The sequence below is a fragment of the Endozoicomonas montiporae CL-33 genome, assembly GCF_001583435.1.
Lineage (GTDB): Bacteria > Pseudomonadota > Gammaproteobacteria > Pseudomonadales > Endozoicomonadaceae > Endozoicomonas_A > Endozoicomonas_A montiporae.
Map to the genome: position 1 here is coordinate 3,202,547 of NZ_CP013251.1, position 22,286 is coordinate 3,224,832.

The 22,286-nt window shown below is 49.4% G+C and carries 21 protein-coding genes; 6 read left to right on the forward strand and 15 right to left on the reverse strand.

Annotated features, from left to right (window positions below):
- Nucleotides 1-77 precede the first annotated feature (77 nt).
- Nucleotides 78-824 (forward strand): tRNA (cytosine(32)/uridine(32)-2'-O)-methyltransferase TrmJ, encoded by a 747-nt coding sequence (trmJ, locus tag EZMO1_RS14645; protein WP_034872631.1) that lies wholly within the window; start codon nucleotides 78-80, stop codon nucleotides 822-824.
- The gene (locus EZMO1_RS14650; RefSeq protein ID WP_034872630.1) at nucleotides 817-1,260 is read left to right on the forward strand and encodes a GNAT family N-acetyltransferase; all 444 of its coding nucleotides are present in this window, start codon (nucleotides 817-819) and stop codon (nucleotides 1,258-1,260) included. Before trmJ ends, EZMO1_RS14650 begins: the two co-directional genes overlap by 8 nt.
- On the opposite strand, the gene EZMO1_RS14655 is transcribed toward EZMO1_RS14650, so the two are convergent.
- From EZMO1_RS14655 to EZMO1_RS26890, 7 genes are all read right to left on the reverse strand, one after another.
- Nucleotides 1,233-2,723, reverse strand: coding sequence for a glycosyltransferase family 32 protein (locus tag EZMO1_RS14655; RefSeq protein ID WP_034872629.1), 1,491 nt, complete (start codon nucleotides 2,721-2,723; stop codon nucleotides 1,233-1,235). The genes EZMO1_RS14650 and EZMO1_RS14655 overlap by 28 nt on opposite strands.
- 175 nt (nucleotides 2,724-2,898) lie before the next feature.
- Nucleotides 2,899-3,519, reverse strand: a complete 621-nt coding sequence (locus tag EZMO1_RS14660; protein ID WP_034872627.1) for a YceH family protein — start codon at nucleotides 3,517-3,519, stop codon at nucleotides 2,899-2,901.
- A gap of 156 nt (nucleotides 3,520-3,675) precedes the next feature.
- Nucleotides 3,676-5,109 carry a hypothetical protein gene (locus tag EZMO1_RS14665; RefSeq protein ID WP_034872625.1) on the reverse strand — a complete coding sequence of 478 codons (1,434 nt, stop codon included), beginning with the start codon at nucleotides 5,107-5,109 and terminating at the stop codon, nucleotides 3,676-3,678.
- Between the two features lie 91 nt (nucleotides 5,110-5,200).
- Nucleotides 5,201-5,650, reverse strand: a complete 450-nt coding sequence (locus tag EZMO1_RS14670; RefSeq protein WP_034872623.1) for a hypothetical protein — start codon at nucleotides 5,648-5,650, stop codon at nucleotides 5,201-5,203.
- A gap of 199 nt (nucleotides 5,651-5,849) precedes the next feature.
- Nucleotides 5,850-6,683: a nucleoside triphosphate pyrophosphohydrolase gene (mazG, locus tag EZMO1_RS14675; RefSeq protein WP_034872622.1), complete on the reverse strand. Its 834-nt coding sequence runs from the start codon at nucleotides 6,681-6,683 to the stop codon at nucleotides 5,850-5,852.
- A gap of 3 nt (nucleotides 6,684-6,686) precedes the next feature.
- Complete coding sequence (gene relA / locus EZMO1_RS14680; RefSeq protein ID WP_034872620.1) at nucleotides 6,687-8,939, reverse strand: GTP diphosphokinase; 2,253 nt, start codon at nucleotides 8,937-8,939, stop codon at nucleotides 6,687-6,689.
- Nucleotides 8,940-9,085: 146 nt separating this feature from the next.
- The gene (locus tag EZMO1_RS26890) at nucleotides 9,086-9,241 is read right to left on the reverse strand and encodes a hypothetical protein (protein ID WP_160173996.1); all 156 of its coding nucleotides are present in this window, start codon (nucleotides 9,239-9,241) and stop codon (nucleotides 9,086-9,088) included.
- A gap of 481 nt (nucleotides 9,242-9,722) precedes the next feature.
- On the opposite strand from EZMO1_RS26890, the gene cysM reads away from it, so the two are divergent.
- Complete coding sequence (gene cysM, locus EZMO1_RS14690; protein ID WP_034872616.1) at nucleotides 9,723-10,601, forward strand: cysteine synthase CysM; 879 nt, start codon at nucleotides 9,723-9,725, stop codon at nucleotides 10,599-10,601.
- Nucleotides 10,602-10,604: 3 nt separating this feature from the next.
- On the opposite strand, the gene EZMO1_RS14695 is transcribed toward cysM, so the two are convergent.
- Together EZMO1_RS14695 and EZMO1_RS14700 are read right to left on the reverse strand one after the other, a co-directional pair.
- Nucleotides 10,605-11,693, reverse strand: coding sequence for a hypothetical protein (locus EZMO1_RS14695; RefSeq protein ID WP_061509548.1), 1,089 nt, complete (start codon nucleotides 11,691-11,693; stop codon nucleotides 10,605-10,607).
- Nucleotides 11,686-13,254: a hypothetical protein gene (locus EZMO1_RS14700; protein ID WP_145912613.1), complete on the reverse strand. Its 1,569-nt coding sequence runs from the start codon at nucleotides 13,252-13,254 to the stop codon at nucleotides 11,686-11,688. Before EZMO1_RS14700 ends, EZMO1_RS14695 begins: the two co-directional genes overlap by 8 nt.
- A gap of 360 nt (nucleotides 13,255-13,614) precedes the next feature.
- On the opposite strand from EZMO1_RS14700, the gene EZMO1_RS14705 reads away from it, so the two are divergent.
- The 3 genes from EZMO1_RS14705 (at nucleotide 13,615) to EZMO1_RS14720 (ending at nucleotide 17,749) form a co-directional block, all read left to right on the forward strand.
- The gene (locus EZMO1_RS14705) at nucleotides 13,615-15,945 is read left to right on the forward strand and encodes an ATP-binding protein (protein WP_145912614.1); all 2,331 of its coding nucleotides are present in this window, start codon (nucleotides 13,615-13,617) and stop codon (nucleotides 15,943-15,945) included.
- 46 nt (nucleotides 15,946-15,991) lie between these two features.
- A protein-coding gene (locus EZMO1_RS14715) for an IS3 family transposase (RefSeq protein ID WP_145912435.1) occupies nucleotides 15,992-17,099 on the forward strand; the annotation gives its coding sequence in 2 pieces (ribosomal slippage) (nucleotides 15,992-16,260 and nucleotides 16,259-17,099; 1,110 coding nt in all).
- A gap of 68 nt (nucleotides 17,100-17,167) precedes the next feature.
- Nucleotides 17,168-17,749: an Hpt domain-containing protein gene (locus EZMO1_RS14720; protein WP_061509553.1), complete on the forward strand. Its 582-nt coding sequence runs from the start codon at nucleotides 17,168-17,170 to the stop codon at nucleotides 17,747-17,749.
- A 31-nt stretch (nucleotides 17,750-17,780) separates the two neighbouring features.
- Here the strand turns inward: EZMO1_RS14720 and acpS are convergent, their stop codons facing one another.
- The 6 genes from acpS to EZMO1_RS14750 all read right to left on the reverse strand — a co-directional run bounded on the left by acpS (nucleotide 17,781) and on the right by EZMO1_RS14750 (nucleotide 22,192).
- Nucleotides 17,781-18,158, reverse strand: a complete 378-nt coding sequence (gene acpS / locus EZMO1_RS14725) for a holo-ACP synthase (RefSeq protein WP_034872606.1) — start codon at nucleotides 18,156-18,158, stop codon at nucleotides 17,781-17,783.
- Nucleotides 18,155-18,901 (reverse strand): pyridoxine 5'-phosphate synthase, encoded by a 747-nt coding sequence (gene pdxJ, locus EZMO1_RS14730; protein ID WP_034872604.1) that lies wholly within the window; start codon nucleotides 18,899-18,901, stop codon nucleotides 18,155-18,157. The genes acpS and pdxJ overlap by 4 nt, the downstream gene beginning before the upstream one ends.
- 548 nt (nucleotides 18,902-19,449) lie before the next feature.
- The gene (recO, locus tag EZMO1_RS14735) at nucleotides 19,450-20,157 is read right to left on the reverse strand and encodes a DNA repair protein RecO (RefSeq protein ID WP_034872603.1); all 708 of its coding nucleotides are present in this window, start codon (nucleotides 20,155-20,157) and stop codon (nucleotides 19,450-19,452) included.
- A gap of 33 nt (nucleotides 20,158-20,190) precedes the next feature.
- The gene (era, locus tag EZMO1_RS14740) at nucleotides 20,191-21,141 is read right to left on the reverse strand and encodes a GTPase Era (protein ID WP_086936417.1); all 951 of its coding nucleotides are present in this window, start codon (nucleotides 21,139-21,141) and stop codon (nucleotides 20,191-20,193) included.
- Nucleotides 21,138-21,827 (reverse strand): ribonuclease III, encoded by a 690-nt coding sequence (gene rnc / locus EZMO1_RS14745; RefSeq protein WP_061509555.1) that lies wholly within the window; start codon nucleotides 21,825-21,827, stop codon nucleotides 21,138-21,140. Before rnc ends, era begins: the two co-directional genes overlap by 4 nt.
- On the reverse strand, nucleotides 21,824-22,192 hold the full coding sequence (locus tag EZMO1_RS14750) for a DUF4845 domain-containing protein (RefSeq protein WP_222842121.1): 369 nt from the start codon (nucleotides 22,190-22,192) through the stop codon (nucleotides 21,824-21,826). Before EZMO1_RS14750 ends, rnc begins: the two co-directional genes overlap by 4 nt.
- Between the last annotated feature and the right edge of the window lie 94 nt (nucleotides 22,193-22,286).

The following is a 22,286-nucleotide window of genomic DNA, read 5'->3' on the forward strand; positions in this document are numbered from 1 at the left end:
TGAATATTATAAGCCACCATTTAAGGCCGCTGGGAACCGCACTATAATGCCCGACTGAATTGAAATGCGTCCGGATTATGCTGTCAACTATTCGAATTATTCTGATTAACACCTTCCATCCCGGCAATATTGGCTCTGCCGCCCGGGCGATGAAAACCATGGGGTTGAGCGACCTGTGTCTGGTCACGCCACAACGTTACCCGGATGCGGAAGCCGATGCGATGGCCGCCGGAGCCATGGACGTTCTGGAAAACGCCCGTGTGTTTGCGTCGTTGGATGACGCCATTGCCGATTGTTCCTTAGTGATTGGCACCAGTGCCCGCTCACGCAACAGTGCCAGCAACCGTCCTATGCTGGAAGCCGAAGCCTGTGCCGAAGCTCTGTTGAAAGAATCGATGAACCAGCCGGTCGCCCTGGTGTTTGGTCAGGAAACCATGGGACTGACCAACGAAGAACTGGAAAAATGTCACTTTCACACCTGCATTGATGCCAATCCGGATTATCCGGTACTGAATGTGGCCTCGGCGATCCAGATCCTCTGTTACGAACTGCGTAAGGCTTCGGTTCGTTTCGAACAGGCAAACATTCAGCCAAAGCAGGCCCACTACCCGCTTCAGGAAGAACTGGAACGATTCTACCTGCATCTGGAGCAAACCCTGACAGATATCGATTTTATTATTCAGCAACACCCTGGCAAAGTGATGAAAAGACTTCGTCGTCTGTTTAACCGCGCACGCCCGGAATCAAAAGAACTGAATATGTTGCGGGGTATTCTGTCCAGTGCCCAGAAAGCCAGTGTTGCAAAAGACAGCACTAATGATTGAAGAACTGCAACCGGTTGCCTTTCCACTGGTCAACCGTTTTTTTAAAGCCAACGGCCACAAAGGCAAAGCCCGCTCCGACGAGCGGGTGTTTGTCGTCCGTCAGAAGGGTGAAATTATTGCAGCACTCAGAGCCTGTCCGCGCTCACAGGGTTATTTACTGCGCAGCGTCTGGGTGGCGATATCAAGGCGAAAGAAAGGCTTCGGACTTAAGTTAACGAAAGACACCATTAACGCCTTATATCCCGCCAGTTGCTGGTGTTACCCTTATGAGCATCTGAAAGAATTTTACACTCTGGCTGGCTTCAGAGAGTTAACAACAGACAATGTACCCGATGATATCTCTATCCCCTGGCAAAAATACCGAATTCATAATCAGCCATTTTTGCTGATGGGCATTAGTGATTCAGCTCATGAACCTTTCAAGCCTGAAGAATGATCACGTTCTGACAGCCAGCGGTCTTTACTGATTTGCAGCTCACCCAGTTCACTGTCATCGTAAGATTCAAGCTCGCTAGAAGAGACTTTACCCCCCTGATCCCACGAAATAGTGTTCATTCTGGTCAGTCCGCCCCACTCCGTCACACTGAGTGTCTCATCCGGGTTAATCTGTTTCAGGGGAGCATCAGGACTTCTATTTTCGAACAGATAATAATCTTTGCCAGAGAGTTCAAATACCTCATCCATGCGATTCAGCGTCCATGGTCCGGGACTATGAAGCGTAAGAACAAACCGGAGGTTTTCGGTATTCTCACTGATCTGTTCCTGCCAGTCTTCACGATATAAACCCTGCTGCGTTGCAGGAACAGCACCGGTTACTTTTTGATAGAAATATCCGGGGAAGCGGGCCACATCGGCCAGCGAAACAAGGTTTTTATTGCCCTGCCCATGGGTACAGTAGCTTAACTCGCGGGGAGTCATTTTAAGACCTGATGGTGAAATAGCTACAGCTCTTTTGCTCCAGCATGAATAGCCATCGGTCTCTCTTGACCAGACGACATAAGGCAGATCTTTAAACATAACGGCGTGACAGTATTGATCCAGTAGAATGTACTGAATCTGATGGCTATCAGGTAAGGATGCAAACAGATCATTGTTATAACCTGACTTCCAGCCTTCAGCTAATATAATGCCGTTCAGTGCATACAACTCATCAAATTTCGAAGGAGGATCGGACACCCCGGCTGCTTTCGTATCACTGTCTACATAAACACCACCGGATATCTGTGCCGCTGACCGGAGAAAGTCAGCCGCTGCTGCAAAGTTACGCCGCCCCACAAGCTTTTCCCGATAATAGTCCAGAAGAGTTTTTTTGAAAGGTTCTGCTTCGTAAACGCCTGCACGCAGAACGGGAGCCTTTTCAGCGGCATCAGTGACTACGGCTGCATTCAAGTTTTTCAGATAAGGCAGGTTATAACGCTCATGGAACCGGTCGTAACACTGTTTGTTAACGTTATCGAGCTGGCTGAATAACAACCAGTCTTCACAAACCTTTATTTTGCGCAGTGAAATATCTTTTTTCTCTGATTCACAACACAACGGGGAACTATGCGTTTCCAGTGCCAGACCTTTGAAGCAAGAACCCTCACCGAGTGCGAGCTGACAGCACGCTCTATGCCAGATAATAGGTTTGTTTACCCAAACATTGACCTGCCAGCCGCTGGCCGCAAACTGTTTTGAGAAAGACAACATATTGGCAAAGCGATCATCAGGAATTTTGCCTCCATTCATCTTACCCAGCCAAATTGTGTTTACCTTTCTGGGCACAGCAAAAGGCGCGAAACCTTTTGATTTGCCATCTTTCCCGGTAACAGCATATTTAAAATCAGATGGTTCACGATAGCTGGGTACATCGGTGCTATTTCGCTTGTTATGAGCAGAAACTGACGGATCCATCATCATTATCTTCCCTGATAGTGATAGCAAGTGCTTCTAATCATAACCTCTTGCTAAAATCGTATTTTGTGACAAGAACTTTCAAAAGTATGCATCTTTTCAGAAGCGGTTCATGATCTTGAGACCGTAATAAACTCAACAAGTTCCAAGTGGCTAAAACTGCTATCAGATGAACCGCTAACTAAGATTCAACCAATCTGTTCAGACGCTCAATTTCTGCCTTAAGTACCATCACTTCATGCTCAAGCTCTTGAATACGTTTTTTGTCATCCGCAACAGCCTCCACAGCACTGACAGGCACCTCAATATCGCCCGAAAACAGATGCGCAAACCGCGACTCCCGCTTGCCGGGTTCTTTGGGTAGTTGCTTAACCCACTCTTTTTCCGCCATATCCTGCAGGACAGCTTCAACCTGTGACACATCGGAGAATTGAGCTAGACGACCGGTACGGCTGCGAATTTCACCCGGTGTCTGGGCACCGCGCAGCAGCATGACGCAGATAATCGCCCGCTCCTGCCCGGAACACTTCAGGTCACTGAACAGGGTATTGCAGAAACGGTGACGGTACTTGGAGGTACGGGAGCCGCCTTCCTCACTGACCAACCGTTCTTTAATCAGATCGTCCAGCGTGCTTTTTACCTCGGCAGCCGTCAAAGACAACACCGGATCCCTGTTACTTTTCTGATTGCAGGCATTCAGCAGGGAATTCAGTGTCAGAGGGTAAAGATCAGGCGTTGTGCTTTCTTTTTCCAGAAGGCAACCAATCACCCGGGCTTCATTCAGTGTCAGATGCAAATCCACAATAAAATTCCTGAACAGTGGTCTGTCGATGCTATATCGGTGCTGTATCGGTACTATATCGGTACTATATCGGTACTATGTCGGTACTATGCCGGTACTATGTCGAAAGGTATAGCAGGTTGGAAATGATTTACATCAATAATAGAGGTCAATAGGTTATACCAGCTCCCAACCATCATCCGGACGTGAGGTGGCTGGTTTACCACCAGCCAGTTGATTGAGGTAAGCCTTGTCATGTACAAAACCACCACGGGCAATGGTGAGCCTGGCAAAATTATCGTATATGTCATCGTAGGAGCAAAAGCGCACAGCCTGTCCCGCAGACTTCACAGCCGTTGCATCGCCTGAAGTCGATGGCATATCAGTGCTGCCAAACGCTTCACCGTAGGGGTCATAAGTTAAAAAACCCTCTACCTTTTTGCCTTCCCTGACAATGGAAGCGGGTCCCAAAACAGCAACAGCGTGATCCGTAGGTGTGCCGGACGTCGCATTCAGTTTACCCTGCCAGTCGCCACGGGTACCCAAAATGACCGGTATACCCTGCTTAATGTTGCAAATGATCAAATCCTTGTTCAGTTCGCTTTTCAGATCATCGCCACGCACATCAAAAAGCTCCTGACTGTCAGACTGTTTAAACGCGGAACCTGGTGATTTGAGTTCCGGCATCGGTGGCAGGAGATTGAAAGCCAGAGACATATCAATGCGATCGATTAAACAACCGGATTTTTTGTTGCTGGTCAGCAGTCGTAATAACCCCTCAAGGTGATCACCGCCTTCCGAAAGCTCTGATTTCATCCTGGCGACATTAGCACTCTGCTCCAAAAGAAAAGCATGACACGCTTTTTCTATATAACCTGCCCAGCGAGCGCCGGAAGCATTGCCAAAGGAGTAATAGTCTTTGCCATTCTGGTCTACGGGGCGATCACTGGATACCAGCACTTTAACAATACGTTCAGCCAGCGACGGGTCATTCAGGCTAACCCCGACAAACCCTCCGGGGTAAAGCCGGATTATTTGCTGTAACAGCGGTTTACCCAAAGGGGATGCAGCATAGCCAGCCAATGCACCCAATAGAAAACAGGTATGTCGCCGATCCAGTTGAGCAATATCAGAGGGTTCAGGAACACCATCGTTAAAAAGAACCGCCTTTTCCTGATGGGCAAACCCCTCGGTAGCGTCAGCCATATTACCGAGCAGGCTCTGATCTGGCACAAACATATCGACCTGATTGTCATACAGCTGCTCTTTCCACTCCGAAGCTGGAAAACGTGCCTGTTTCCATTCTGGCACCGGTTGCGGATCGGCAATACGCGACGGTGTCATAAGCGCTTTAGCCTTGCCAAAGGTACGCAAAAGCCTTTTGCCTATTGCCTGTTGAAAACGTGAAATTTTTCCCTGGTAAGGTTTCAAGCTTAAGCGCATTTCAGGCTCATGCTTTTCAACACTGTGCAGGCCAAACCGGGCTTTGAAACGGTTATGCAACTCAGGGTTTGCAGCACTGCCAGTGTCCTGAGAATCAGAAACCACAAAAGAGTCCGGCAAACCCTGAGAATGACTTGTCCGGTTATCGGGGGAAAGAGGATCAGACATAAGCGCAGCCACTAATGATCGTTTTAAAGTGATCGCCTTAAAGCGATTATCGACGGCGAACTGAACTTTTACAGACAGAGGTCAAACCGGGTTAGTTTGTCGAATCAGTTTCGTCTGACGGGTCTCGACGATTGCAGCAGGTAAAATAGTAGTTTCTGCCCAGATAGATAATATGCAACGATGCAGCCAGCGGCAGCAGGTATAGAAATGCCCAGACTTCAAACAACTTCTCGATGGCATCCGCATAATAAAGAATCGCAATGGACGACAACATGCCCATCAACGACAGCAGGCGAATTTTACCATCACAAATGGTATTCGATTTCGGATTACAGATTTTGTAGCACAGGGCCAGCAGAGCAAAGAGACCAATGATACCGCCCACAACCATCATCACCATGGTGATGGCCTGAAACTCGCCACTCAGCGCAGACAATATCCAGAAAGGTATAAAAGCAATACCAATAATCAGGTAACAGAGGGATGGTCCGTAACAGATCATCAACTCGAGCATTAACAGTAATTTACCGATTGGCTTCATGTATCAGTCAACATCTCTTCAATGGTTGACGCACCCGGATCTGCTCCAAACTACAGCTTTCCCAAGCCGTAGCCCTTCCAAAACCATAGAAAGGCGCGTTCTATTTTTATCACATCCTGCATCAACTCAGATACATCTCAGCCTCTGATCAAACAGAAATACAATCTTTATAACAAAAATGACAAAAGTAACACTTCCTTTAATCGTTATGTCTTTTGCTTTGCTGCCAGTAATCTTCCATCTCTTCCAGTGTCAGCTGCTGAAATTCCAGTTCTTCAGTCTGCGCCAGTGATTCCATGGTACGGAATCGCTGCTCAAATTTCCCTGTGGCTTGCCGCAGCGCCAGTTCAGGATCTACCTGCAAATGACGACCTAGATTGACGCAAGCGAACAGCAGATCACCAAATTCTTCAGCCACTCGCTCCTGACTTTCGGTTTCAGCTTCCTGAAGTTCGGCAAGCTCTTCCTGTATTTTGTCGTACACCGGTGAGCAGTCCGGCCAGTCGAACCCGGTTTTCGCAGCCGCTTTCTGGATTTTTTTAGCTCGTTCCATGGCTGGCAGTGCTGCGGGCAGCTTATCGGGCATCGCAGAAAGCGGTCCGGACTTTACAGCTGCCTTTTCCTGCTGTTTGATCTGCCCCCAGCGCTCGGTCACCTGCTCCGGTGTTGTAGTTTCGTCTCCGGTACGCTCAGAGTGCAGATGCCCGTCAGGAAACACATGGGGATGACGGCGAACCATTTTACTGACCAGACCATGCACCACATCAGACAGATCGAACAAAGACTCTTCCTGTGCCATTCGGGCATGAAAGATCACCTGAAACAGCAAGTCACCCAATTCTTCTTTCAGGTTTTCATGATCTTTGCTGGCAATGGCTTCCAGCACTTCACAGGTTTCTTCCAGAGTGTAGGGCGCAATGGTGTCAAAGCTTTGCTTCAGATCCCAGGGGCAGCCCGTCACCGGGTCCCGAAGACGGTTCATCAAATACACCAGATCGTCGTAACTGAATCGTCTGTCAGAACCCTGTGTCATGGCTTACTTTCCTCTCGCTTCTTTACGGTAACGCACCGCTTCAATGACATTAGGCAGTTTATCCACCTTGGCTAACACCACGCCCAGTTGTTGCAGGCTATTCACTTCCAGCAGCAGTCGCATCGTTGCCATATTGTCTTCCTTGCTGGTGCGGGTGCTGACTTCCAACACGTTCACTTTTTCATTGGCGAGTACAACGGTAATGTCCCTTAACAGCCCCGACCGGTCATAGGCCAGAATCTGCACTTCCACCGGGTAAGCGTACTCGGGAGAGTGACCCCAGTTGACCTCAATCAGACGTTCCGGCTCCTGATTCTGCAGAATCAGCGCATTGTTACAATCCTGACGATGGATACTGACACCGCGACCGGTCGTGATGTAACCGATGATGGCATCACCCGGCACAGGCTGGCAGCAACCGGCCATCTGCGTTAACAGGTTACCAACGCCATCAATGTTAATGGTGCTGTCGGAGGTTTTTTCCTGCCTTGGTTTGGTGCGAATCTCAAAGTCTTTCTCTTCTTCCGGCGACAACTCGCGCTGCGCCAGCGTAGTGATCTGTGCCATCCGATAGTCACCGGCACCAATAGCCGCGTACATATCATCCAGACTTTCAAACGGTGTTTGCTTCAACAAGGGTTGAAGGTCAACAGCGGTCAGAGCCAGACGCTTCAGCTCGGCATCCAGCTGGCTGCGACCATCGATCAGGTTGGACTCCCGATCCTGCTTTTTGAGCCAGCTGGTAATTTTGGCACGTGCCCGGTTGGTGGTGACATAACCCAGATCCGGGTTCAGCCAGTCACGACTCGGGTGAGCGTTGGAAGCGGTAAGGATCTCCACCTGATCCCCTGTTTTCAGGGTGTGATTCAGGGGAACAATGCGCCCGCCCACTTTGGCACCACGACACTTAAGACCCACTTCCGAGTGAATACGGAAGGCAAAGTCCACCGGTGTCGCGCCCACCGACAAATCCACCACATGACCATTGCGGGTGAAGACATAAATCCGGTCCGGCTCAATATCGGTGCGCCACTCTTCTGCAATACCACTCAGGTCGCCCAGTTCTTCATGCCACTCCATAACCTGACGCAGCCAGGCCAGCTTTTCTTCGTAACTGTCGCTTTTGGCATTAACGTCAGTGCCCTTATATTTCCAGTGAGCACACACACCCAGCTCGGCTTCTTCGTGCATATCCTCGGTGCGAATCTGCACTTCGAGTGTTTTGCCATTCGGACCAAACACCGCCGTGTGCAACGAGCGATAACCATTTTCCTTGGGGGTTGCGATGTAATCATCAAACTCCTGGGGGATATGGTTAAACAAGGAATGCACCACACCCAGAGCGGCATAACAGTCCCGCACCTGATGGGTAATGATCCGGAAAGCCCGGATATCAAACAGTTCGCGGAAGTCGAGCCCTTTGCGCTTCATTTTGCGCCAGATACTGTAGATGTGCTTGGCACGACCATAGATTTCACACTCTATGTCCGCCTCTTTCATGGCTTCCTGCAGCTGCTCAACCACATTGTCGATGTACTCCTGTCTGTCCAGACGTTTTTCATCCAGCAGACGGGCAATCTTCTTGTAGTCCTGAGGCTTCAGATAGCGGAAAGACAGGTCTTCCAGCTCCCATTTGATGTAACCAATGCCCAGACGGTGCGCCAGCGGTGCATAGATTTCAAATACTTCACGGGCCACGCGCTGACGTTTTTCCTTGTCCGCATCCCGCAGGGCACGAATAGCACAGGTACGCTCGGCCAGTTTGATCAATGCAACCCGCACATCATCAATAATGGACACCAGCATCTTGCGGACTTTTTCCAGCTGATCCTGGGACTGATCCAGCACCTGTGTTCGTGCAGGATTCAGCAACGTACTGATGGCAGCCATTCCCTGAACAGACTTGATAAGGGCGGCAACCGTTGTGCCAAAGTGCTCTTCAACCGTTTTCAGTGCCAGCTTTCGCTCACGCACCGCCCGGTAAAGCGCTGCAGCGACCAGACAGTCCGGGTCAACTTTCAGCTCGGCCAGGATTTCGATCATTTCCAGACCGGTTCGATAAGCGCCCGGCCCCGTTGGCCATACGGTATCGGCCTGCAAACGCGCCTGCTCTTCGGCAGTACGGCTCATTTCGCAGGCTTCCCGAAGACGTGCGGTATCGTTGATACCATGGGCATCGGCCAGACGTCTTAACCAGACATCCAGATCGACAGACCCATCGTACCGGGTTGGGTGATCTTCTCTTACCTTGACCATATCAGTCTTTCCATATCCGATGCGCCGGGGTGTTCTCCGGCGGGCAGATAACTGCCTTCAATTACTCTTTCATTCTGATCTGAGATCATGCTGTGAGCCCTCAACTTCCCCAGACTCGCCAGCTTCTGACAAATAAGCCCATGGATTCAACATGGGCCGTTTGCGGAAACATATCCATACCCCCAAGCCTTGCCAGCTTGAACCCTTGTTCCGCCAAAACGCCTGCATCTCTGGCCAGGGTTGCAGGAAATATAGAGTATACGATCAGGCAATCTCTGTGCCATTTGCTCAATAATCTCCATGGCACCGATGCGCGGCGGGTCAAGCAGCAGAATGTCATAATCCCGCGCGAACCAATCGTTGCCCTTTGACAGTGCAGACAGGCCGGCCTGATGGAAATCACCGTTTTCCAGATGGTTCAGTGTCGCATTATAACGAGATGCCTGCGGCTACAGCCAGTCCACTGACTGAGCCACCATTAGCAGTCACACCCAATGGAAAGGATTCCGACTGCCCTGAAAGTGCAAACACTTATTGTATCGGGATTCGCTGTCAAGATCAGTGTCTGAATGTTAAAAATCTGCATGGAATCATTGACTGAGTTTCTGCAGGTGTTTCTGCCCGTTAACAAACCCTTGTAGTAACGTTGATAAAATAGTGACGCTTCGTACTGCAAACAGACGAGGAATATCGTCATGACCTTTGAGTATGGGACACACTGTTTAGTGATGAGTTATCCTTCTGAAAAATAAAATTAATGAACCTGTAATGGAATTTTGCGTTATGAACTACCCAACCATTGAGTCACTGGTCGGCAATACACCGTTGATTCGCCTGCAGCGACTGACCAGCAGTTCATCCAGTACTGTTTTATTAAAAATGGAAGGGCAAAATCCTGCGGGTTCGGTTAAAGATCGTCCGGCTTTATCCATGATTACTGAAGCGGAGTCCAGAGGCGACATTCAACCAGGCGACACCCTGATAGAAGCCACCAGCGGAAACACAGGCATCGCTCTGGCTATGGCTGCCGCGATTCGTGGCTACCGGATGGTTTTGATCATGCCTGACAATATGACTGAAGAACGTCGCAAATCCATGTCAGCCTATGGTGCCGAATTGATAGAGGTAGCACAGGCACAAGGTATGGAAGGCGCCCGGGATCTCGCTCTGGAAATGGAACGAAGTGGTCAGGGCAAAGTGCTCAATCAGTTTGCCAACGAGGATAACCCACTCGCTCATTATAAAGGTACTGGACCTGAAATCTGGGAACAGACTCGGGGCACCATCACACACTTTGTCAGTGCCATGGGCACCACGGGAACCATTATGGGCACTTCCCGTTATCTCAAGAAACAAAATCCGGGCATTGCAATTGTTGGCCTGCAGCCCGCTGAAGGCGCAAGCATTCCCGGCATTCGCCGCTGGGCTCCAGAGTACCTGCCACAAATATACGATAAAAGCCGTGTGGATCAGGTACTGGACATTTCCCAACAGGAAGCGGAACAGACCATGCGCGAACTTTCAACTAAAGAGGGTATCTTCTGCGGCCTGTCATCAGGTGGTGCTGTAGCAGGTGCATTGCGTGTGGCACAGGCAGTTAAAGGTGCCACCATTGTCTGCATTATCTGTGATCGTGGTGACCGGTATCTGTCTATTCTCTGAAGCTCAAAAATCACCGTACTCACCATCAAATCTCCTACTTTTGATGTGCCTGTTAAAATCTTGTGACATCGACGTTGCCAATGAACAAACTACCAGAAAGGCAGCCGTACAGAGGATTGCAGTGGTAGCTACGATTGCCCTCGTCATTGTATCCCGTTCAGTTTGATCACATTGGAAGTACCTTAGATCGGGGTATATTGTGCGGGCTTCGTATGAACAGCCATACTCACATTTCTGATTCCACAACCACTGCTGACTAGCACAGGCCCCGGCAGAACAATGCGCTTTAAAATGATCAGGGACATAACTGAAGTTACAGAAAGCGCCGGACTGACATCCTACCCGGTTCGGTCGAATATGAGAACCATAAGAGAGCTGGCAACTTTTGCCATCTTCGCAAAGATTCAAGCAGTAATAGGATTTATGGGGACACTCAAAGTTAAGATTTGCGGATGTTCTGCTAACAGCAGCACAGGAATACTGTCCACCCCAGTCAAGAAAAGGCTCTTTCAAAGCCAGACAGCTTTGACCATGCTTTTCAACCATGCAAAACGGGCTATTACCTTTGTAAACCAGGATACCAGATGCATTCAAAGCAAGGGGCTGGGTAATGTTAAACTTGCCACTCCCCATATCTTCAAGGTTTTTTTCTGAGTAAGTCACATCTTTCCGGGCAAAATCGGGATACCAGACCAGAGTCGTATTGCTGGCAGGTTTGAACAACCCTTCGATATCAGGTCGGCTTTTTTTGGGTCGTATATCAAAAACAGAAAAATCATTCATACGAACCAGAGATAAATAACTATCTTCTGCATGCAGGGTTCCGTCAATACCGACCAGACTGACAGACAATAACCGAATCCTGGCAACCTGATCAGCGCAGGGGTTGCTAAAGACATAGACACCCTTTGTTATCTCATTGGCTAAACAGTACTCACCACCTGCTGTATAAACTCCCTGAATAAAGTAAACGCCAGGTCTTTCAACCTCCTGCTCATCAGCAACAGTCAAAGCACCATTGCCAAGTCCCAGCAGCAGTATCAGGAGCCTGAAAAAAGTAGCGGCCCAGTCTTCAGTAAATGGTCTATTCATGGCTGTTCATCCGGTGTGGAACAAGCACATCGTAAGCCCCGTCATTACCTGGATTCCCAAGAGTAGGTGTCTGACCGGGCGGGTCATCGGGGGGAATGGGGGGAAGGGGTCCAAGTAATGCATCGTAAGCCCCGTCATTACCTGGATTCCGAGCAGGCATCTGACCGGACGGGTCATCGGGGGGAAGGTTCGGCAGCTCATAAGCGGGCTGTTCCTGTTGCTGATCAGATTCAGTCCTGATACAGATACCATATGTCCCACAACAGCTCAGCCATCGAACAAAGACTGTCCAGAAATGTTCAAGACGACCCGACTCGATTTGACCGGATTCCAACATTACTCTCCAAATAGATTCCCGCATTAAAAAAGCACTGTCAGAACTGGCTCGCGCCCGTTTTAAAAAGCTTTCGTTGACCTTGTCAAACAAGAGATTTTCAGGGACATAATGAGTATAATAGAGATGGATTACCATACTCTGCGTGTCGCTCGGAGAGACACCCGATATGACGTACTTAAAGCAGTCACTAACGGACAGACCACCCACAGAAGCAACGACTCTTTTAACAAAATCAATTTCAGACTCACCCTCTTTCTGTACATAGGAAATCTGATAGTAATATTTTCTGTAGTTGACAAGGCTTCCGGAAGGCGGAGTGCGTACGTTTTGAGTGTTTTGAGTGTTTTGAGTGTTTTGAGTGTTTTGAGTGTTTTCCAGAAAAGTCGTGAAAATTAACATTTCGGTGTCCAGAGTATCTGGCCGGTCAGACAGTAGGAAAGTATTATCACTGGTCACAGAAATTCCTGAGAAAAATCTGTTTAGATTCAGGATAGGAATGAATCGGTATAATCCGTCGGTTTTTTGTTCAAGGTCGTGTGAAGTTGACAGCACATAAAATGGTTTGGTTGATGACGGATGTTCTTTTTTTTCTTCCACCCGGTACAGATACATGATTGCTGTCGGTAGTGGGCGCTGGTCTGTTACTATCCCCCCCACGGCCCCTTCTTCACTGGACTGAATCTCTTCACTGACTTCCAACGACCCGGAACCAGACGGATCATTCCCGGTTATCTGACGACTCATATTTTGATAGAGTTTGTCAAACTGATCCCGATTGCCCGTCGCCAGGCTTTGCTGAATTTGCGAGAGATATTCAGGCTGTTCACTGGCTGAAGAGGCGGCGGTCCGAAAGGTAAAAAAACCAGCAAATTCCTTGCTTAATTCCACAGCCAACTGTTGTTGAGGTAATGACGTCACAACCCCAATGACCATTGACCCTCTTCTACCCAGACGGGATATTATATAGCGAATAGTGTAACTGCTGATCACATTTCTACAAATCAGGGCTGACAAAGCATCATTCACATATGCCTTCATAGGCTCAAGCTCCCCAGTGAGCTGAAAGGCAAAATCAACCTCCAGAGTGTCTGGCTGGGCAGTCTGAGTTCCCCAAGAGTTCAATCCACTGGCATAAAGCCTTGAACCAGAGCGCAAAATATCCACCAAGCTTTCTGTCTCGATCCGCCGCCTCTGAGCTTGACTACCATCCTTGGGGGATGTCATAACGCCGCCCGTCACTGTAAAATACTCGGATATCAACGCCGCCTCTGTCTCTGAAATTGGCGTGGCGGTGATCTGAAACGACTCTGAAAGCAGAGTACAGTCCAATTTTAAATGTCTTTTATCAATTCTGATGACTAACTCATTGCCGCCTTGCGATAGTCTGTAGTAGTTATACTTCGGAACGCCGTCAGCAGATAATAAAGGCGACAGAGTAGTGACAATCAGAAACAAACAGAACAGACTGCCAAGATACACAACTGCACAATAACAACGATATTTTTCATAACTATTGTCTGTATTCTGGAACTGCGCATTAGGTTAGACCAAAAGACCCTTTTTTCCAGATATGTTTAAATTGAGGTGCATTCAACATTAAGCGAGCCTGTTAGCTTTCAATATGGCAACATTAATTTTAATATTCGCAAAAAGAATAATGCACTACTCACAGGCACCTGCCACCGTATGACGCCCCATCACAACAACAATACGACACAGGCAGTCAAACAGAGAATCCTGCTGATGGCACTGCTGCCAGGCATACTGATCTCTCTGATAATGGGCAGCCTCTATCTATGGACACGTTTTTCAGAGCTGGAACACCAACTGCTGGAGAAGGCACAAAGCAACAGCGCGCGCCTGTCCACATTTATCGACTTCGCCCTGACGGACGGAGACCTTCAGCAAGTGCAGGAGCTATCATCTCTGGCACTGGAAGACGGCGATGTCAGAGCCATCAGCCTGCTGGACGAACATGGGCGCGAAATAATTCATGCCGGCCCTAAACTCGGGGTCGCTGAAAACCTGCAGAAATTTCCGACCATACCAACACTGGTGTCCGGTGATGAATCCCTGCTGGTGACCTCCCCTCTGTATCGCATTGAAAACAATTATTCCCGGGTCGCCGGCTGGTTAAGAGTCGAATATTCTTACGGACCAACCAGTCTGAAGAAATACCGTTCACTGGTTTTCAGTGCCTTGCTGGTTTTACTGGGACTGGGGGCTGGCATACTGTTCTGTCTGCGACTCGGCCATTCCATATTGCAGCCACTGGAGCAGATGATGGATCGCCTGGCAGCGATCAACGGGGGCAACATGCATCAGCGGCTGGACACCAATCCTGCCGGTCTTCTGCATGAGCTGGAGTCCACCATCAATACCATGCTGGACAGTATCGAGAAAACCAGTGACGCCATGCGTAAAAGTGTTGACCAGACCACCGAAGAGCTACAGGAAACGCTGGAAACGATAGAGATACAAAACGTCGAGCTGGATCTTGCCCGCAAAGAGGCGCTGGAGGCGAGCCGCAGCAAGAGTGAATTTCTTGCCAATATGAGCCATGAAATCAGAACACCACTGAACGGCATTATTGGTTACACCAGCCTGATGCTGGAAGGTGAACTGAAGCCCCAGCAACGCGAATACCTCACCACCATTGAGAAATCCGCCCAGGGGCTGATGTCAATGTTGAATGATATTCTGGACTTTTCCCGTCTTGAAGCCGGCAAACTGGAACTCGACAACAGTCGTCTGAATCTGCATGCAGTGCTCGATGACGTACTGTCGATTATGGCACCGGCGGCTTACCACAAATCACTGGAATTGGTCAGTTTCATTTATAACGATGCACCCGCCGACATCATGGGGGACCGACAACGACTGTCGCAGATTCTCATTAACCTCGTCAGCAACGCTATAAAATTTACCAACCATGGCAGTGTTGCCGTCCGGGTAATGCTGGAACATAAAGACAATAATGGTTTCATGACACTGAAATTCACCGTCACCGATACCGGCACAGGCATGACACCGGCACAGCACTCAAAGTTGTTCAAAGCCTTTTCTCAAGCTGATTCCAGCCGCAGCAGAAAAGCCGGGGGCACGGGGCTCGGGCTCGCCATCAGTAAAAGCCTTGTGGAACAGATGCACGGTGAAATCGGTCTGGATTCGGATCTGGGTCGAGGCTCCAGTTTCTGGTTTACCATACGTACCCATGCCGCCGAACAAACGACCACCAGGAAGTTACCACGCCCGGCAAAACGTTCCGTTCTGCTTTACGAGCCACTGGAACTGTCAAGACTTGCCATTACTCACCAGCTGGAGCGACTGAACTGCATCGTCGATCCGCTGCGACATAAACAGGATATTGCCAGACACCTGAAATCCAGTCAGTTTGACCTGATCATTGTCAGTCAGGAAGACAGGCCATTGAATAGCATTCTGGCAGATGTCTCCGAACGCTTACAAAAAACACCGGTACTGGTTCTGACCACAACCAGCTCGATGGATGAGTATCCTGACGAATTACCAGACAACGTAAGTACATTATCAAAACCCGTTGGCCTGCAACGCCTTTCAGATGCCCTGACAGACATTGACTCGGGTAAGCGACCGCAACATCATCAGGAAACCCTTACCCAACCGCAGTCCAGACAGTCCATCCTTGTCGTGGATGACAACCCGGTAAATGTGAAACTGCTTAAAACCATGTTGTCGAATATGGGTCAATCCGTCAAAACAGCCAATAGTGGTTTTGAGGCCATTGAGCAGTGCCAGTCAAACACGTTTGACCTGGTTCTGATGGACGTACAGATGCCCGGAATGGACGGTATAGAAGCAACACGACAGATCAGGGCGATGGAACATATTGGTCAGTCACTGCCTATCATTGGACCCCATAAACTGGACAGGTAGCTAAGTTAAGTTTTCTGGCTGTAAGATGACCCTGCAGGATGGAATCATGACAGCAAAAAGAAAACGACATAAGCCCGAATTTAAGGCACAGGTAGCACTCGAAGCCTACAAGGGCGAAAAGACCATAAACCAGCTGGCAAGCGAACACGAAGTTGCAGCCGTTCAGGTTAGCCAGTGGAAGCGACAGCTACTCCAGGGGGTTCCAGAAGTCTTCGGCAGGGCACGGCCAGAGGTAGATCCAGATGCGCTCACTGCCCCCCTGTATCAGGAGATCGGACGGCTTAAAATGGAGCTGGACTGGTTGAAAAAAAAATCTGGCAATGTCCATTGATGACAAACGGAGATGCATAGACCCGGATCACTCGAAGATCAGCATTCAGCGCCAATGTGAACTGGTTGGGTTAAGCAGGTCAAGCTGGTATTACCAAGCTTCTCCAGCTTTGGAAAGCCCTGAGAATCTGAATCTGATGAGGCTCATTGATGAGCAGTATACACGTACACCGTTTTACGGCAGTCGTAAGATAACTGCATGGCTGAATGAGCAGGGCTTTCCGGTCAACAGGAAGCGTATACAGCGACTTATGAGGCTGATGGGCATACAGGCTGTCGGACCAAAACCGGGCACAAGCCTGAGAAACAAAGAGCATAAGGTTTACCCGTACTTGTTGAACGGCGTTGATATTGTGAGACCCAATCAGGTCTGGAGTACTGATATTACGTACTGCCCGATGCCTCAGGGGTTTATGTATCTGGTTGCCATTATTGACTGGTACAGCCGTTACGTGGTCAGCTGGGAGCTGTCGAACACACTGGATGCAGACTTCTGTATTCATGCGCTGGGTCGAGCTTTGGAACAAGGTGAACCTGATATATTCAACACTGACCAAGGGTGTCAGTTTACCAGTAATGATTTTCTGGCACCTCTTCAGGAACGGGAAATACGTATCAGCATGGACGGGAAAGGGCGAGCACTGGATAACATTTTTGTCGAGAGGCTGTGGCGCTCCGTCAAACATGAATGGCTGTACACGCATGAATTTCAGACTGTTCCAGAGCTTTATACTGGGCTGGATGAATACTTTGAGTTTTACAACACTGAACGATTACACCAGTCGTTGAGTTATAAAACGCCTAAGGCAATTCACTTTGCATGAGGGCTTTGGACCACTGCCAGGACTTAACTTAAATTTGTTGGTTTACTGTCTTGACAGTGGGGTCCACCATGCCTATCATTGCAGTCACCGCTCATGCACTGCCGGATGAAAAGAAACTGATATTGCAAAGTGGCCTGAATGATTACATGACCAAGCCTGTCAATGTACGACAACTGGCTAACATGGTCAGCCACTGGACCAATCAGCCTGTTAAGAACAGTCTTTTGCCGAGAGACAATTTACCCAGCGTCGTACAGGCAACAGAAGAGATCAGCGAGCCTTCTCCTGTTGACCGGGAACTGAGCATACAACTGGCCGGAGGCAATGCAGATTTGGCTGATGAAATGCTGGACATGCTGGTTAAAGGACTGGACAACGATATTGAAACACTGCAGCGGCATGCACGCCATCACTATCATAAAGGCTTACTGGAAAGGGTTCACCGTCTACACGGTTCCTGCCGTTATTGCGGTGTACCGGAACTGGAAGAAAGCTGCCACCAGCTGGAAAGCCTGCTGAAACAGGATGAACAAACAGACAACCCGGATGTTGAAAAGCTCCTGAATCGCCTGCTTGCAGCCATTGATAATCTCAAAGGCTGGTACCGGGCACATCAACCTCACGAGATATCTGCAAAGGAAACAGCCTGAGCACATGGTGAGCAACTCAGGCTGATATCAATCAGGACTCCAGCACAACAAAGGCAACAGCCGCATCCTGTTCATCCGACAAACTCAGATGTAACGAATGTATTCCCCGCTGCAGCTGAAGCTCGCGGGCATAACCGCTGAATGTTAACAACGGGGCGCCGAGTTCATCATTTGTCACTTCCATATGCTGAAACGACACCTTGCCGATACCGGTACCCAAAGCCTTGGATGCCGCCTCCTTGGCAGCAAAGCGTTTTGCCAGATAAGACGCAGGGCTGGCATGTTTGGAAAACACGTCCATTTCAGCCTCTGTCAGAATACGACGGGCAAAGGCTTCACCCGTGCTTTTTTCCAGCGCTTTCTTTATGCGTTCAATCCGAACGATATCTGTACCTATTCCAGCAATCATCGGTGCAGGGAAGCCCTCAGCATCAGAGTTTTCATTTCCCTGACCGCATCTTTTAAACCGACAAACAACGCACGTCCAATAATGGCATGACCAATATTCAGTTCGTTGATGCCTGCAGTAGCGGCAATGGGTTCCACATTCTGGTAGTTCAGGCCATGACCGGCATTCACAATCAGCCCTTTACCCAGAGCGAATTCTGTCGCTTGTTCCAGGCGTTTTAGCTCGGCCCGGATGCATTCATGACTGGTCGCCTCGGCATAAGCACCGGTATGCAGCTCAATCACCGGAGCGCCGGCATCCACTGAAGCCTGAATCTGGTCAATGTCCGGATCAACAAACAGGGAGACTTCAGAATTCTGTGCCGCCATTCGCTGACAGGCAGCGGCAATGGCCGACTGATTGCCTATAACGTCAAGACCACCTTCTGTAGTGAGTTCCTGTCGTTTTTCCGGGACCAGACAAACACATTGGGGCTGAATTTCCTCAGCAATGGACAGCATCTCTTCGGTCACTGCCATTTCAAGGTTCATGGGGGTTTGCAGCACCTGACTAATCAGTTGCACATCCCGATCCTGAATATGTCGGCGATCCTCCCGGAGGTGCAGGGTAATACCGTCGGCACCTGCCTCCTCTGCTTCAATCGCAGCCTGAACCGGGTCCGGATAACGGATACCACGAGCTTCTCGAATAGTCGCTACGTGGTCAATGTTGACACCCAGCAAAATACGCTGATGAGGGATCATGCAATTACTCCTTGTTCAATCGAATGAATCTAGGAGGCTGTCCGAGAATAGTCTGCCCTACCGGCAACTGCTCCTGCGTTGCCCTAGGAGCCTGTCGGACTTACCACTGACCTACTGCGAAAAAGCCGGATTTGGCCATTTTTGACGATCCTTTTCGTTGAATAGCTCGCTATTCGCCTCAAATGATCGTCAAAACTGTCTCAAACCGGTCTTTTTCTCGCTACGGTCGGCTAAGTCCGACAAACTCCTAGCTCCGGCATCCATACCGTCGAGCGGTCGTAGTAAATTGGTCTAAAAATCCGCTTTTGTTCGTCAAATAGCTCGCTATTCTCCTCTCAAAACCGAATTTTTATCCTCAATTTTCTACGATCCTCGCTACGGGCGCTATTCTCGGTCAGCCTCCTAGTGAGCCTGACCGGTGAGTTTAGTGGGTTGAAGACGAAACTGCATCGATACTGTTTTAATCGCGAGTTAATCACGAGCTAACCATGAGCTAACCATGAGCTAACCATGAGCTAACCATGAGCTAACCATGGGTTAACCATGGGTTAACCATGAGTCAACCGCGTGAAAAGCTCACGACTCCGCAAAGGCTTTTCACCAATAAGAGGTTGCAAGGCTAAGCGGGTAAAACGTTTGAATGAAGGCAGCCACTGACTTTGGGTAAACGTTCTTGCCGACATTGCCTGCAAGGCTGCACCGGAAAAACAGTCCGCCTTGAGTGGCATATCTTCGTTCAGCCGAATCAAACCCTGCTCTGGCACCAGCCGGTAGCGGGCATCAGGCTGAACCGCCTGACCTGTTTTTGTATCATGCTCAAGGTCAGGTAGATAACCGGTCAACTCCAGCAATTCCAGCTCAAACCAGCGCAATACAGGCTCTATGGACGACTCGTTGTGAAGTCTCTCAATCACCCGTTCATACAGCTCCGACAAACCATCCATGGGTTGCCCCGGCAGCACCGCACGCATAATCAGTTCATTGACGTAAAAGCCGCAATACAAAGGCTGTCCCGTCAGACGGACAGAACGGGACAGTTCAATACTGGACAGGGTTTTCAGTTCACCGCGCCCTCGCCAGCTCAACAATACCCGGGTAAAAGGCTGCAACAGGGGGGCTGTTCGTGACTTTGCCTGACGAACGCCCCGCACGACCATTGCCAGGCGTCCATAGTCTTCCACAAGTAATTCAGCAATGACCGAGCGCTCCTTATAAGGTCTGCTGTGTAACAGCCAGGCGGCGCTCAGGTCATTCATACGTTTTTATCTGACTCTTTGTCTGCTCAGACGTTATTTGGAGTAGTCGTAACCAAGGCTTTTCAGTGCACGATCATCATCAGACCAGCCACCTTTTACCTTCACCCAGAGGTTCAGCATGACTTTTGCATCAAACATGTGTTCCATGTCCTTACGAGCCTCCTGACCGATGGTTTTCAGCCGGGCCCCCTTATCGCCAATCACAATGGCTTTTTGCCCCTGACGTTCCACCAGAATCAAGGCACTGATGGTCAGCAGCGGGCCTTTGGGGCGCATTTCATGTTTGAACTCTTCAATTTCAACCGTCATTTCATAAGGCAGCTCATCACCCAGCTGACGCATGATTTTTTCACGCACCAATTCTGCTGCCATAAAGCGGGAACTGCGATCCGTCACCTGATCTTCCGGGTAGAAATGGATGCTTTCAGGCATCATGCCTTCAATCATGGTTTCCAGTTCTTTCAGGTTATGACCGTGCTGGGCAGAAATCGGCATAATGGCTTTGAAATCGTGCTTGTCAGCCAGTTCCTGCAGATGTGGCATCAATTCGGCTTTATCTTCAATACGATCAACCTTGTTGACCGCCAGTATTACCGGACAGGAGGCATGTTGCAGCTTGTCCAGAACCAGCTGATCTTCGTGGTTCCACTTCAGCCTGTCTACCACAAAGACAATCGCATCAACACCGGTCAGGGCACTGGTCGCAGCCCGGTTCATGTAGCGGTTAATCGCCTTCTTCTGCTCTTTGTGCATTCCCGGCGTATCAACATAAATGGTTTGAATACCGTCTTCCGTTTTGATGCCCAACACCTGATGACGGGTCGTCTGCGGGCGACGGGAGGTGATGGACAGTTTCTGACCAAGGATATGGTTCAGCAGTGTCGATTTACCCACATTCGGGCGACCGACAATCGCCACATAACCGCAACGGGTGTCATCATTATTCTGCACAGACAGATTCAGCTCGTTTACTTCAGTACTCATGAGCTTTTCGCTCCCAATAATTCCAGTGCCTTGCGGGCCGCCTGTTGCTCGGCACCGCGTCGGCTTGATCCTTTACCCTGACTGCTGATGCTCATGGTTTCCAGTTCACACAATACGGTGAATTCCTGATTATGGGCATCGCCTTCAATACCGGTCACACGGTACTTGGGCAGAGCTTTCTGTCGTGCCTGCAGAAACTCCTGCAAACGGGTTTTCGGGTCCTTGTTCTGCTGATCTGTGATCGAGAGTCCAGCCAGACGGTCTTTAAACCAGCTGCGAATGCGCTCATGGCAGGTTTCCATTCCGGCATCCAGATAGATCGCCCCGATAATGGCTTCTACGGCATCTGCCAGAATAGATTCACGACGGTAGCCGCCGCTTTTTAACTCGCCGGAGCCCAGTCGCAGACAGTCTCCCAACTCAAACTCACGACCAATTTCTGCCAGTGTCACACCTCGTACCATGCGGGCACGAAGTCGGCTCAACTGACCTTCCCGGGCATCGGGAAACAGTTCGTACAGAGCTTCGGCAATAACAAAGTTAACAATGGAGTCACCCAGGAACTCCAGCCTTTCATTATTGCGGCTGCCGCAACTGCGGTGCGTAAGCGCGAGCTCCAGACGACTTCGGTCAGAAAATGTATAGCCCAGCCTGCGTTCCAGCCGGGCAAGTTCATCAGACTTCACTGAGGTTTTACTTTCCAGTCATGTTCAAAAGATACGATCAGGTCTACGTTCCTGATAAATTTAATACGACGTTCATAATCTATATCGACCATGACCCCGTCGTACCTGTCCTGCTTTACCCGAATCTCTTTCGGGTCAAGTTCAACCAGATTGGTCTTCAGGCCCTTGTTCAACCACTCCTTCACTTCCGGAACGCCTGCCGAGGCTATGCCGGGCTTGTCATCCAGAGACTTCAGTACCCTTGCAATGGCATAGTCATCCATATACAAAGGTCCCAGCTTGACGACTGCCGTAAACACCACGCCACCGACCATTATAGCTATCAGCGTACTGAACAGGCTTAAACCTTTCTGTCTGCTTTTCATTCCAGTCATTATTGCTTTCTCCCTGATAAAAAGCCGCTACAGCAAAGGCATTTGGCGGCTTTGCAATTATTTAAACGTCCTGATTAAGAATAAA